Source organism: Swaminathania salitolerans (genome assembly GCF_007988945.1).
Taxonomy (GTDB): Bacteria; Pseudomonadota; Alphaproteobacteria; order Acetobacterales; family Acetobacteraceae; genus Swaminathania; species Swaminathania salitolerans.
In genome coordinates, this window is record NZ_BJVC01000001.1 from 871,372 (window position 1) to 884,314 (window position 12,943).

The following is a 12,943-nucleotide window of genomic DNA, read 5'->3' on the forward strand; positions in this document are numbered from 1 at the left end:
TATCTCCGGGGGGCAGGACCATCCCCGGGGAGCGGGAGGCGGCCTCGTGTCGTCACGCTGCCGCTACCCGGTATGCCCTCGATGCCGGGAAACCTGCCCGGCATCGCAGTCTTCAGAAGCTGAGACCCGCCTGGAGGAAGACGTAGCGTCCGAGATAGAGGCCGCTATAGGTATTATCCGCCGAGTTGGACGCCGCGTTCAGGACGAAAGGCGGGTTCTTGCCTGCGATGTTCTGCACACCCCCCTCGAAGGACCAGCGCTTCCATGTATAGCCGAGCGAGATGTCCTGCTGGATGATCGCAGGTGTGCGGATCCGGGCATTCGCTGCCGGGTTTTCCTCGCTCAGGAAGGCCGAGCCGTCATTCCAGTTCATGCCGCCGATATACTGGAACATGTACGAGATACGGAAGGCATTATGCTGCCAGGTCAGGGTCGCGTAGTCGCGCACGCGCGGTTGACCGATCCCGCTCTGGTAGAACAGCGCACCGGTCTGGTTCAGATAGGCGCCGCCCGGCTGCTGCTGCTGCTTGTATTTGACCAGCTGCTGGAAGTTGTTGTCCACGATGAAGGAATCGTGCCGCGTGATGCGCCAGCGATAATTCAGGTCGAAATCGATACCGCTCGTGAGAAGATCGCCGAGATTCTGGTCGAGGGCGGAAACGGTATTGATCTGGCCGTTCGGCAGCCGGTTGATGTCGTTGCAATAGGCCTGGACGCCGCCTTCATAGCACTGGTTCAGGATATATTGCGTAGGCAGGGAATTGATCAGCCCCCCAACGGTGTAGTGCCAGTAGGTAACCGATGCAGCGAGGCCGGGGATCCAGCGCGGCGTGATGACCGTGCCGAATGTATAGGTGCGGCCGGTTTCGGGACGAAGGGCCGAATTGCCGCCCTGGAGGGTCGGAACCTGGCCGGAATTGGCAGAAGTGAAGCTCTGCGGATTGGCGATACCGGCCTTCATGCAGTTCGCGATCACGTTCGGGCTCGCGGCACCGGCGCAGGGATCGGAAGCCGCGTTATAGCTCAGCCCCACTCCGCCATAGAGCTCGTAGACGTTTGGCTGACGCAGGGACGTGCCGAGCGTTCCACGGAAGCGGATATCGCGTGTCGGAGCCCAGTCGATTCCGGCTTTCCAGTTCTTTGCCTGTCCGAACGTGTTGTATTCCGAAATCCGGCCCTGACCGTCGATCGACAGATCCTTGGCGAACGGAACATCCTTGAGAAGCTGTGCATGCCCCTGGAGATAGCCCTCGGTGACGTTGAATCCGCCTGAAGTGGGTTCGACCGTGTTGGTAAGGCTGTAACCGCTGACGACAAGCGGATCGGGGTTGTTCGAAAGCTGCTCGCCGCGATGCTCCATGCCCAGCGCGATGCCGAAATCGCCGCCACCCTGCCACGGCATGTGGAAGAGATGGTTGTTGTGGATGCGCAGGTTGAGATCCCGCAGCTGATACATGGTGTGCTGATGGGTCGTATAGTTCGCGTATTGCACCGCGCCGGGCGAGAGACGCGTGAACGCGTTGGACTGCACGCAACCCGGCGATCCGGCGCAGGAATTCGGATTATAGACGAGCGCGCCGTTCGGGTCGTTCGGATCGGCATAGGGTTCGAGACCCCATTCCTGGAGAAGCTTCGAATAATCGCCCACGCCCTGGAGTTCGTTCGTCACCTGGCTGACGCCATAGGTGTAGGACAGGTCGTATTTCCAGTCCTGCACGATATCGCCGCGCACGCCGAACATGCCCGTGACGGTATCGCTCGAATTGTTATTCGTGCGCGGGCCGAACTCGTTCAGACGGCGGTAGAGCTGAAGATCCTCTCCCGTTCCGTTGCCGGGATAACCGGAAGGCAGGATGATGGAATTCGGCAGGGGGGAGGGAGGCACGCTGCCCGTCGCGGGCTCGGGGGCGAGCTGGGTCTTCGACGTCCGGTGCGCGTAGAGAACGTTGGAATAGACATCGAAATGTCGGTTGATCTCGTAATGGAGATCGCCCGTCAGGGTCGAATCCTGCAACGCGTTGATCAGCCACTGGTTCTGGGCGTAATTGTAACGCTTGCTCTTGCTGTAGGGGCTGAGAGAGCCGTTATCGAGATTGCCGACATAGGCATTCCCGCTATCCTCGCCAAAATAGGTCCCGCCCGGAGTGATGATCGAACCGACCTGCAGATTGCTGTTGGTCGGATAGTTCCCGGCAGCGCCGAGCGAGGTGCGCGACCATGAGCGGTCGCGCTGCTTGACCCCGCCCTGGGTCATATAGGAACCGCCAAGGGTCAGATTTCCCTTGCCGTGGTCGAAATTCCAGCCCTTCATGGCCGAAATCATACCGGTGCGATTGTCTCCATGGCCTGTGATGCCGCCGCGCATCGTGATGCTGCCGGTGTCGAGATCGTGACGGAGCTTGATGTTGATGACGCCCGAGACAGCATCCGCACCGTAGAGTTCGGAACCGCCATCGCGCAGGATCTCGACCGAGCGGATCATCTGCACCGGAATGGTGTTGAGATCGATACAGTTGTTGTTGCCGTTCGGGGTCGTACGCTTGCCATCGATCAGGACCAGAACGCGATTCTGGCCGAGATTGCGCAGATCGACGCAGGATGCGCCGTTGCCGCCATTGGTATTGCTGTTGGCCGTACCGCTCGCACCGATGGACGGCAGGCGGGAAAGATAGTCGTTGAGCGTCGTGGCGCCGGTCTGCTGGATCTGTTTTGCCGTGACGATCTGGACCGGGTTCGCGCTCGTGTTGTTTGCCGTGCTCAGCGCCGAGCCCACGACGATCAGTTCTTCCGGCTTGCCGGCCCGTACCGAAGTGCTCTCTCCTGCGGCGGTCGTCTGACGCAATGCCGCTTCCGCACGGGACGTACGCGCCGAGGCGGGCAGAGCATGGATCGGACCGTTGGGGCCCGGCGCGGCAGGCGCGTCGCCCACTGCCAGCGGCGCCCTGACCGGTGCCTTGGCCGGTGTGCGTGTCGACGTGCGCGAAGACGATGTCCTGTGATGGGATTTGACGTGGTGAGGCGCAGGCGAGACCGAAGCGCTCTGGGCGTTCGCCGGTGCCGCCATCGCACAGGGCGTCAGTACGATGGCGGCGCCCAGAAGCAGGCGGTTTCGTCCCCGTATCGTTACAGAAATCGTCATTGATGTCCCTCGTGGAGATTTGTGTGTCACGAGGCTGCGGATTATGACGTTCCATTGCAAGAGCGTTATTGTTCTGTGTCGTTTTCTCTCCGCTTTGGTTAACGATATGTTGCGAAAATGCATCAAAAACGGAACCGTGGTGTCCGGTTTTGACGTTCGGCCCGTATATCTCCCTTCGGAAAACGCTGGATCCTCACGGATTTCCCTCGGGAGCGTCATGACAGATCCCGGAAGTACCGCCGATCGACGGCGGCCGGGAAAGCCCTGTTAATCTCGTTAAAAAGTGACTGGTCGGTCGGAAAATCGGTCGACTCAGTAGGATTTCAGCAGACGGTCGAGATAATCGAGTTCGGTCTGGGGGCGGGTGCGGTCCGCGTCGCGCCGACGCAGCTCGCGCTCGATCGCACGAGCCTTTTCCCGACTATCGGCATCCGGAACCGTCCCGTCGGTATCGGCGCCGGAATGACCCTTGCCGAGTTTCCTGCCAAGAGGGTCGCGGTCTTCATGATGCGCGCCCGAGCCTTCCGACTCGTCGTCCTCGTTTTCACCCTCGCTGGACTGGCCCTTGCCTTTTCCGCCGTGAGCGTGGCCCGGGCTGCCCATTACCGGCAGCATCGCGATCGGGCCGCCGCCATGCTTTTCCCCCTTCTGCGCTTCGCTCATTTCCTTTCCGGTCTCGGCCAGATCCTTGAGCACGCGGCGGATCGCCGCTTCCGCCGGTGGGTCATCGGCTTGCGCCAGGGCATGACGTGCGGCGCGCATATCGGTATCGGCCTTGCCCAGTCCTGCCATGCTCTTGCCGGTCAGGGATTTGATGTCCTCGTTCAGGAAGCGGGCGACCATCTGCAACGCTCTCTGGCTCGCATGATCGTCGCGCCTCTGGGCGTGATTCGGCCCGACATCTTCGGGCGATTCGGGAGCCAGTGGCGCAGGAGCGGGGGGTGTTTCCTCTTTCGCCATATCGGGCGGCGGGGTCATGCCGAGACGCCGGAGCAGCTCTGCGGTGGACATGGAGGCGACGTCCTGACCCGTTTCGTTGCGCTCGTTTTCCTGTGCGGCGCGGCTTCGCGCGCCAAGACGCGACTGCACGTGGTCGAGAAGAACGGTCTCGCGATGCACGAGATCATGAAGCGTTGCCCGCTGCGCCTGGGCGCGGGCGCGTGCCTGCATCTGTTGCGCGATTCTGGCCAGATCCTGCGGCGTGGCCATACGCATGCGCCGGGCCATTTTCCCGAGTTCGTCCAGTCGCTTCAGCGCATCCGATCCGCGTCCGTTGGCGGCGTCGGATTGCAGGCGGCGCATGAGACGCGAGACAGGATCGCTGCCGTCTCCCGTGGCGCCCCCGGTGTCGGGGATGATCGTCCCGAGTTGCATGCTGCGTAGCATCAGCGCCTGCATGCGCCTGTTCAGGGCGTCATGCAGGGTCTTCATGCGATGGGCAAGCTCCTCCTGTTCCGCCTCGCCGTGCCCTTTCGCACCGAGGCTGCGCATGTGATCGATCTGCGCCTGAACGGCCTTCTGGGCGGCTCTGATCTCGAGATTGGCCTGGGCGGTTTCCCGCCCGGAGTCCTGCGCTTCGTCCAGAAAGAGCGCAGTGGCCCATGAAAGCCCCAGAACTGCACCCGGATCGTGATCGGCAAGCGGATCGTCGAGCTGAGCAGCCATGTAGAACAGAGCCAGCATGACGCCCTTGTCCCGTTCGGACACGGCCTGGGCGAGGGTGCGCATTTCATCCGCAGTGCGCGCCGGCGTTTCGAGGCCGAGCCCGAATCTGCGGCGGACACCGATGAGGGCGCGTGCCACCGGGTCGTGAAAGACCCGCTCCGGCAGGCGCAGGGTCTTCGCGTCGCTCGACGCTGTCTTTCCACTGTGACTCGTGGCACGAAGGCGGATCGATACCGTCTCTCCGGCCCAGAGCGATTCTGTCAGATCGGCGGAGAAGCTTCCCTCTGCCTTGAGGGGGGCTCCCTTGAGCGGAATGTCGAGTACGAGCGCGGGTCGATCCGGCTTCGACACCGGCGTGACGATCGCCTCAAGTCGGGACACACCATGGGCCTGGGCGGTCTTCCAGGGGAGAACGGTGTCGTCGCCGTTTTCCTCACGATGGGGCGGCGCGGTCCACGCGACTTCGGGAGGGCGGTCCGGCACGATCTCGAATCGCCATTCCCCGATCGTCCTTCCGCGCGAGCGGACGGAAAGGAGGCCGCTTTGCTCGAGCGGGGCGGTAAAGGTCCAGCTTCCCGGATCGAGCTGGCGGGCCGCGATCGTGCCCGTGTCATTGCCGAGAAAATGAGGGGCCGAGCGTGCGCCGGTGACATGGACGCTCAGTTTCGCCCCCTGGGGCAGGGGCGATGGCGTGCCACGATCCGCGAGAAATACCGGCGCGCCCGGGGCATAATCGGGCATGTCGATCCATGCCTCGATATGCGGCATGGGAACGTCGATATCGTCGACACCGGGGAGAAAAGCCGCTTCGAGCCGCGAGGGGGCTGCCGGTCCGGCCAGAACGAGGCCGAGAGCGAAACAGGCCGAAAAGGCGGCCCATCCGCAAAGACGCGCCCGGCTCCAGACAGGACGGGGCCAGCCGGAACGCAAGGGGCCGATCCCGGCCCGGATGCGGTCGAGATGAATCTGCCACAGACCGTTTTCCCGGCCATCCGAAGGATGATCCTCGAGGGTCGCGAGGGGCTGATGGCGAAGGCCGGAGCGCGTCTCGATCCTTCTGTCGATGCGCGAGAGCGGGATGGGAGGAAGGCGGGAGAGCCCTCGCGCCATCAGGGCGATGGCGCCCCCTCCGGTTCCGGCCAGCAGAAACGCGTGAAGCGTATCGGGGAGCGACTGGGGAATGCGGAACAGGCCGGTAAGGGCATAACCGCCGAGAAGGGCGAGAGGCCACTGGAGAACCGGCCATGCGGCTTCTGCCCGCAGCACCCGTCTCGCCCGCTCCCGGGCGCGGCGGATACGATCCGCGAGCAACGTGCCGGCGTTCGGGTCAGGGGCGGGCGTCGCCATGCTCATCCGGCGCCCAGCCACTCCGGTATGGAGTCGTCCGCCCAGAGGGATTCCAGTCTCTGGCGGGGGGTAATCACTTCCCATGCCCCGTTCTCGACCATGACCTGGGCGGCGCGCGGGCGGGCGTTGTAAGTGGAACTCATGACCGCACCATAGGCGCCCGTATCGAGAATGGCGATGCGATCATCCGGTCGCAGGGGCGGGAGGGCACGATCTCTCGCGAAGACGTCGCTCGATTCGCAAACCGGCCCGACCACGCTGAGCGGCGCGGTTTCGGCATAGGCGAGGTCCGGCGCGAGCGGGATCATGCCGTGCCAGGAATCGTAGAGGCTGGGCCGCGCCAGATCGTTCATCGCGGCATCCACGATCGCGAAATCCGAAATCCCCTCCCTCTGGGCCTTGAGCCCGATGACGGAAGTCAGGAGCACACCGGCAGGGGCTGCGATCCATCGTCCCGGCTCGATGGCGAGACGGAGATCGAGGCTGCCGAGCGTCTCGGCGATCGCGCCCGCCAGAATCGAGGGCGGGGGTGCCAGCTCGTCCCGATAGCGGATGCCGAGACCGCCGCCGCAATCGACCGCATGAACCGGCAGCCCCTCCTGTCGGAGGCCGATCACCATCTCGGCAATCCGGGCATAGGCAGCCCGGAAGGGTGCGGCGGTCAGGATCTGGCTCCCGATATGGGTCGCGAGACCGATCATCTCCAGTCCCGGCAGGGCGCATCCCTCGCGATAGAGCGCCGGTGCCTCGGCCCAGTCTATGCCGAACTTGTCTCCGAGGCGCCCCGTGCTGATCTTGTCATGTGTGTCGGCATCCACATGCGGGTTGACGCGCAGGGCGACACGCGCGACCGCGCCTGCGGCCGTGGCCAGCCGGGAGAGACGGCGCAGCTCCTCGGCGCTTTCGACGTTGATCTGGCCGATATCTTCCTGAAGCGCGAGATTCAGTTCCGCATCGGTTTTTCCGACACCCGAAAAGACGATATCGCCCGGATGAATGCCCGCCTGACACGCCCGTCGCAATTCCCCGCCGCTGACGATATCCGCACCGCATCCTTCCTGTCGCAATACGGCCAGCGTGGCGAGATGGTCGTTGGCCTTCAGCGCGTAATGGATGGACATGCCGAGACCGCGTTCGGTAAAGGCCTTGCGCAGATTGCGCGTGCGTCGCCGCAATGTGCCCGCCCCCATGACCCAGCAGGGCGTGCCCATCTGGCTGGCGATCGTCTGGAGCGGGACCCCCTCGAAGATGAGACCGTCCTGTGCATCCATATGCAGGGACGGCCGCGATGCGAGGAGGTTCATGATATCGGGGTCATGGCGTGTCATGGACGGCAGATTACAGATGCGCTCCCGCCCTTCCAAGCCGGGATTATGCGACGAGAAAGGAATATTCATGCCCGACGACCTGATCGAGACGGCCTGCGCAGCGCGAAGCCGGGCCTATGCGCCGTATTCCCGCTTTGCCGTCGGTGCTGCCTTGCGCTGCGAAGGGGTGATCCACGCGGGCTGCAATGTCGAAAACGCGGCCTATCCGCAGGGGAGCTGTGCCGAGGCGGGCGCGATTGCCGCCATGGTGCTTCATGGCGGGCGTCATATCGAGGAAATCGTCATTGCTGGCGGTGGCGATGCCCCCTGCACGCCCTGTGGCGGCTGCCGTCAGAGATTGCGGGAGTTCGGTGCTCCCGACATGAGGATCCGCATTGTCGATCCCGAGGGCAGGGTGAAGCTCGAGACGACGCTGGGCAGCCTGCTTCCGTGGTCGTTCGGCCCGGACAATCTGACTCGGACGATCTGAGATGATCCGCGGGCGCATGTTTCTTCGGCGCGTGACCTGTCCCGTGATCTGTCCCGTGATCTGTCCGGGCGGCTGGCGGTCGCGAGGTCCGGATGCGCTGCCTCGTCCAGGCGGGGGGTGTCGCGAGGCGGGGTGTCCCGAAGAAGAATGCGCCGGACGCTTGCGGGCCGGGCGATTGCTGGGCAGGCGATTGAGGACAGGGCGCTCGCGGGGCGGGCGACCGGGAAGCGCCTCGTACCGGCTGGTTCTTGCAGCCATGCTGCTCGTTCCGCTCTCTCGCGGATGGGCTGCCCAGTCTTTCTCCCCCTCTCTTTCACGGGCTTCTCTCTCGCCGGACGTGCCGGACAACAGTTCGGCCTTGCAGGAGGATGGCGGAGCGGATGCGGTGATGGATGCCGCTGATATTGCCGGGCGCAGGAAACGTCACGCTGTCGCGCTCGACCGCGCGCCATGGCGTATCCTCGGGCGGGTCCAGACGGAACTTGGCGGACGCTGCACCGGCTTTCTCGTCGCCCCTTCGGTTATCATGACCGCAGCGCATTGCCTCTGGCTGCCTCGGACCGGGCATTATGTGCAGCCTGCGAGCGTTCATTTCATGCTGGGATACGATACCGGCGCCTGGCGCGGTACGGCGCGCGCCATCCGTTTCGTGATTGCACCCGGCTACGATCCCGATCATCCCTTGCGCACCAGCCAGGCGGATCGTGCCACGATCGTGCTCGACAGGCGTCTTGCTGACAGGAAAGAACTTGTGCCTTTCGCGCGCGCCCGAACCGGCGATGCGGCAATGCTTGCGGGATATCAGCAGGACCGGAGAGAGCTTGCGATCGGCGATCTCGATTGCCGGGTCACGGGTGTCAGAGGCGGTCTCGTCGATCATGACTGCAAGGCCACGCACGGCGCCAGCGGCGCGCCCCTGATGATCCGGCAGGGGGAGGAGTGGAAGATCGGCGGGATCGATGTCACCGCCATGGCGCAGGGGAGCGGAGGAACGGCCGTCGCCCTGACGCCGGACTCTGCGGGTGGCACGATGTCCGATCCCGTTCCGCAACAGGATGCAAGGGGGAGGCCCGGGTCACGATAAAGAAATCGCCGGAAGAAAGAACGAATGTCGACAACAATCGTTAATGCCCTCGGAACGTTTTGAGAGGCAGGACGACGATGTCCGCAACCGGGTCATATAATCAGGCGCAGAAACCGATCGGCTCGATCGCGCCGACCGTGCTCGTTGTGGAGGATCAGGTCGTCTTGCGCCTTTTCGTCTCCGAGATGATCGAGCAGGCCGGATACACGGTTCTGCTTGCGGAAGATGCCGACGAGGCGCTTTCGGTCATGGAACGCAACCCCGAAATCCGCCTCGTCTTTTCCGATTTCGAGATGCCCAGCCTGATGAGCGGGCTCGATCTCGGGCATCATCTGTCGCGACTGCGTCCCGATATCGGGTTCGTGCTCACTTCGGGCCTGAAGATGAGGGAGCAGCTCCCTCTGCCGCCCAACAGTCTCTTTCTCCCGAAACCTTTTCTCGAAAGCGATGTCTGTGAGGCCCTGCGCAAACTTGTGCACTGAGCCGGGGCGACTGGCGGACGAACCGTGCCGGTCTGCCTTCCGCTGGCCTGTCTCTCACGCGCTACGATCGTAGGCGGAGTCGTATCGACCGCTTCCGGGCCCGACTACGGAGGGTCGAGGAGCCGTTCGTTCGGGGGAATCGGGTCGAAGCCGGTTCTGTTGTTTCATGGAATATGGCGCACCCGAAAGGACTCGAACCTCTAACCCCCAGATTCGTAGTCTGGTGCTCTATCCAATTGAGCTACGGGTGCGAAGCGACTGGTCTGGCAGTCGCGATTTTACTGGCGCACCCGAAAGGACTCGAACCTCTAACCCCCAGATTCGTAGTCTGGTGCTCTATCCAATTGAGCTACGGGTGCGTCGTGGGGCGGGTTCTACTGTGAGTTTCCCGACCCTGCAAGAGGGAAAAAGATTTTTTTGCAATCAATGCGTTGGTCGCGTCATGACCACATGCGCGCGACAGGATGGCGAGCCGTAGTTGCCGCCGATCGCATTGCCGACCGGATAGCCGTTGAAGACGATGGTGTAGGGTTTGCGTCCGGCATCCTTCATGGCCAGCCGCGCATGATAATGCAGGTTGTCAGGCCCGCGGCGCCCCTTGAGAACGAGCGCGGAATCGCCCGGCGTGAAGGTGATGTCGTTCGCATTGATCTGCAGGGTCGAGTTGCTCTCCGTCGGGCAGGTTCCCTGCTCGGTGACGAGCGCACCGGTCCAGAGACCGCGGGGATCCTTGCTCGGCGCGGGGGGTGTGGCGCAGGCCGAGAGCAGGAGGACGAACCCGCCGAGGGTTGCAGAAGCCAGGGGCAACGCCCCGGAGAGCGAACGGTTGAGCCGCATGTCAGTCTTGTCCGGATGGAAAAGGATGAATTTAAGCACGCATCGGCGTCCTCCTTCGGGATGACGCAGGCGCATGAACATCCTATACGATGGCGCTTGCCTGTTGCACATGCACGACCCGTTGAAAGAGCGCCATGACCAAGACCGATACTCCGAATGCCGAAATCCTCGATGTGACCCTGCACGAGGATCGTATCCTGATTCTCGATTTCGGCAGCCAGGTCACGCAGCTCATCGCACGGCGCGTGCGCGAGAGCGGCGTCTATTGCGAGATATGGCCCTTCACGGCGAGCGATGCGCGTATCCGGGAATTCCATCCCAAGGGGATCATCCTTTCGGGAAGCCCGGCGAGCGTGCATGACGAGAATGCGCCCGCGATCCCGGAAGTCGTTTTCGATCTCGCCGTACCCGTGATGGGGATCTGCTATGGCCAGCAGGCCATGTGCATGCGGCTCGGCGGCAAGGTCGAAACGCATGAGCATCGGGAATTCGGCCGTGCCCATATCGAGATTGCCGAGGATTGCGCGCTGTTCCGGGGTGCCTGGGCGCGCGGGCATCGCGAGCAGGTCTGGATGAGCCATGGCGATCGCGTCACATCCCTGCCGCCGGGATTCCGGGCGGTGGCGTGGTCGGAAGGTGCGCCTTTCGCCATCATCGCCGATGAGGGGCGTCGTCTCTATGGCGTCCAGTTCCATCCGGAGGTCGTTCATACGCCGCACGGTGCCGCCCTGATCCGGAACTTCACGCATGAAGTGGCCGGGTGCAAGGGAACCTGGACGATGGCCGGGTTCCGCGATCTCGAAATCGCGCGAATCAGGGATCAGGTCGGCTCGGGCCGGGTCATCTGCGGTCTGTCCGGCGGGGTCGATTCATCGGTTGCGGCGAAGCTGATCCACGATGCGATCGGAGACCAGCTTACCTGTATCTTCGTCGATCCCGGCATCCTGCGCGCCGGCGAGGCGGATGAGGTGGTCAATACGTTCCGCGGGCGCTTCAATATCCGTCTGGTGCATCGCGACGCCTCCGATCTGTTCCTGAATGCGCTCGCCGGGGTCACGGATCCCGAGACCAAGCGCAAGACGATCGGTCGCCTGTTTATCGAGGTGTTCGAGGAGGAGGCGACGAAACTCGGCGGTGCGCAGTTCCTCGCGCAGGGAACCCTGTATCCCGACGTCATCGAATCGGTCAGCTTCACCGGTGGCCCGTCCGTGACAATCAAATCGCACCACAATGTCGGCGGTCTTCCAGAGCGCATGAACATGCAGCTCGTCGAGCCGCTCCGTGAGCTGTTCAAGGACGAGGTCCGGGCGCTCGGTCGTGAACTCGGTATCCCCGAAGCCATTGTCGGCCGGCATCCTTTTCCGGGGCCGGGTCTTGCCATTCGTATCCCGGGTGCCATCGACCGGGAAAAGCTCGATCTTCTGCGGAAGGTGGACGCCATCTATCTGGAAGAGATCCGCAATGCCGGTCTCTACGATGCGATCTGGCAGGCCTTCGCCGTACTTCTTCCCGTGCGGACGGTGGGTGTGATGGGCGATGGCCGCACCTACGATCAGGCCTGCGCGCTCCGTGCCGTTACCAGCACCGACGGGATGACGGCCGAAGTCTATCCTTTCGATTTCGGTTTCCTGAACCGTGTCGCCGGACGTATCGTCAACGAGGTGAGGGGCATCAATCGCGTCACCTACGACATCACCTCGAAGCCGCCGGGTACGATCGAGTGGGAGTGATCCCGCGTCCGGTATGAGCTGGCACGAACAGGCACCAGAGTGCCACCAAAGCCCGCAGGAATGCGGGCTTTTTTTATCCTGCATGTCTCGCACTGGACGGTAACGTCAGGCAGAAGTTTTCCGCGGCATGCTGCGTGGCAAGGCGTCGGTCTGGGCCGCATCGACAGAAAATACGTCGACACGAAATATGGTCCGGAACGTTACGGTGCTGGCCGTCACATAAGTGGCATCATGGGCGAGGTCGCGGCTGGCCATGACGGCCCGAAATCCCGATTGTACTCGGCCAAGGGGTCCGCAACGCGCCCGGTCGTCCGGTCGTCCGGTCGTCCGGTCGTCCGGTCGTCCGGTCGTCCTGCCCGGCCTGCATCATTTCCCCCGACCCGGTCTTGCACGAAGCCATGGGGCGTCGTGTCCCTGCTCTTTGATCTCACATACAGCATAGCGCGTCGTGAGCCCGGGCTATCCCGGGAGGGGGCGATGGCGTCGATTTCGACGGGGATATCGGGGTGGAACAAGCCAGCCACCCCGATCGGCGCGCTGGCTGGCGGCCGGTCAGGATCGACGCAGCGATTCCGGATGCTCCTGATCGTGGGGAGCTGGGCAGGCTGATAGTCCCGGACGTATATCGTCAGCCTGACCGACATCCGCGACGCCGACGCCAGCGTTTGCCAGCGCGACGGACGCGCGCGCTCCTGCTCCGGGACCAGCCTTGCCGCTCCGGCATGAAATCTCCGGGGAGGCGTCTTCGCAGCGCTGCTCATCGTATCTGCTTTTCCGGTGAACAGCCCAGTGCCGATTGCGGTTCTGTTCGGCAGATGAGCGGAAAACGCGAGTTTCATGAACTCGAATCGAATCAGTTGAC

Annotated in this window: 9 protein-coding genes and 2 tRNA genes; 4 read left to right on the forward strand and 7 right to left on the reverse strand. The window is 63.2% G+C overall.

What is annotated here, in order from left to right; genetic code table 11:
* Positions 1 to 112 precede the first annotated feature (112 nt).
* The 3 genes from SSA02_RS03615 to lysA form a co-directional block, all read right to left on the reverse strand.
* Positions 113 to 3,139: a TonB-dependent receptor domain-containing protein gene (locus SSA02_RS03615; protein WP_246103587.1), complete on the reverse strand. Its 3,027-nt coding sequence runs from the start codon at positions 3,137 to 3,139 to the stop codon at positions 113 to 115.
* Between the two features lie 312 nt (positions 3,140 to 3,451).
* A complete protein-coding gene (locus SSA02_RS03620) occupies positions 3,452 to 6,151 on the reverse strand; it encodes a DUF4175 domain-containing protein (protein WP_186807654.1) in 2,700 nt (899 codons plus the stop codon).
* 2 nt (positions 6,152 to 6,153) lie between these two features.
* Positions 6,154 to 7,479: a diaminopimelate decarboxylase gene (gene lysA / locus SSA02_RS03625; protein WP_147092688.1), complete on the reverse strand. Its 1,326-nt coding sequence runs from the start codon at positions 7,477 to 7,479 to the stop codon at positions 6,154 to 6,156.
* A 67-nt stretch (positions 7,480 to 7,546) separates the two neighbouring features.
* Between lysA and SSA02_RS03630 the strand changes: the two genes are divergently transcribed.
* From SSA02_RS03630 to SSA02_RS03640, 3 genes are all read left to right on the forward strand, one after another.
* Positions 7,547 to 7,948, forward strand: a complete 402-nt coding sequence (locus SSA02_RS03630; RefSeq protein ID WP_147092510.1) for a cytidine deaminase — start codon at positions 7,547 to 7,549, stop codon at positions 7,946 to 7,948.
* A gap of 256 nt (positions 7,949 to 8,204) precedes the next feature.
* The gene (locus SSA02_RS03635) at positions 8,205 to 9,032 is read left to right on the forward strand and encodes a trypsin-like serine peptidase (RefSeq protein ID WP_186807655.1); all 828 of its coding nucleotides are present in this window, start codon (positions 8,205 to 8,207) and stop codon (positions 9,030 to 9,032) included.
* Positions 9,033 to 9,109: 77 nt separating this feature from the next.
* Complete coding sequence (locus SSA02_RS03640) at positions 9,110 to 9,514, forward strand: response regulator (RefSeq protein WP_147092512.1); 405 nt, start codon at positions 9,110 to 9,112, stop codon at positions 9,512 to 9,514.
* A 174-nt stretch (positions 9,515 to 9,688) separates the two neighbouring features.
* On the opposite strand, the gene SSA02_RS03645 is transcribed toward SSA02_RS03640, so the two are convergent.
* The 3 genes from SSA02_RS03645 to SSA02_RS03655 form a co-directional block, all read right to left on the reverse strand.
* Positions 9,689 to 9,765: transfer RNA gene (locus SSA02_RS03645), tRNA-Arg, on the reverse strand.
* 31 nt (positions 9,766 to 9,796) lie between these two features.
* Positions 9,797 to 9,873: transfer RNA gene (locus SSA02_RS03650), tRNA-Arg, on the reverse strand.
* Between the two features lie 64 nt (positions 9,874 to 9,937).
* Positions 9,938 to 10,390, reverse strand: a complete 453-nt coding sequence (locus tag SSA02_RS03655) for a hypothetical protein (RefSeq protein WP_246103588.1) — start codon at positions 10,388 to 10,390, stop codon at positions 9,938 to 9,940.
* A 95-nt stretch (positions 10,391 to 10,485) separates the two neighbouring features.
* Here SSA02_RS03655 and guaA point away from each other — a divergent pair, with 95 nt between their 5' ends.
* Positions 10,486 to 12,081 carry a glutamine-hydrolyzing GMP synthase gene (guaA, locus tag SSA02_RS03660; RefSeq protein WP_147092513.1) on the forward strand — a complete coding sequence of 532 codons (1,596 nt, stop codon included), beginning with the start codon at positions 10,486 to 10,488 and terminating at the stop codon, positions 12,079 to 12,081.
* A gap of 215 nt (positions 12,082 to 12,296) precedes the next feature.
* On the opposite strand, the gene SSA02_RS12665 is transcribed toward guaA, so the two are convergent.
* A complete protein-coding gene (locus SSA02_RS12665) occupies positions 12,297 to 12,842 on the reverse strand; it encodes a RidA family protein (protein WP_186807656.1) in 546 nt (181 codons plus the stop codon).
* Positions 12,843 to 12,943: the final 101 nt, after the last annotated feature.

Excerpts from the sequence above, each read along its gene's own strand:
- SSA02_RS03615 (WP_246103587.1), bottom strand. The coding sequence starts at position 3,139 with ATGACGATTTCTGTAACGATACGGGGACGAAACCGCCTGCTTCTGGGC.
- SSA02_RS03620 (WP_186807654.1), bottom strand. The coding sequence starts at position 6,151 with ATGGCGACGCCCGCCCCTGACCCGAACGCCGGCACGTTGCTCGCGGAT.
- lysA (WP_147092688.1), bottom strand. The coding sequence starts at position 7,479 with ATGACACGCCATGACCCCGATATCATGAACCTCCTCGCATCGCGGCCG.
- SSA02_RS03630 (WP_147092510.1), top strand. The coding sequence starts at position 7,547 with ATGCCCGACGACCTGATCGAGACGGCCTGCGCAGCGCGAAGCCGGGCC.
- SSA02_RS03635 (WP_186807655.1), top strand. The coding sequence starts at position 8,205 with ATGCTGCTCGTTCCGCTCTCTCGCGGATGGGCTGCCCAGTCTTTCTCC.
- SSA02_RS03640 (WP_147092512.1), top strand. The coding sequence starts at position 9,110 with ATGTCCGCAACCGGGTCATATAATCAGGCGCAGAAACCGATCGGCTCG.
- guaA (WP_147092513.1), top strand. The coding sequence starts at position 10,486 with ATGACCAAGACCGATACTCCGAATGCCGAAATCCTCGATGTGACCCTG.
- SSA02_RS12665 (WP_186807656.1), bottom strand. The coding sequence starts at position 12,842 with ATGAGCAGCGCTGCGAAGACGCCTCCCCGGAGATTTCATGCCGGAGCG.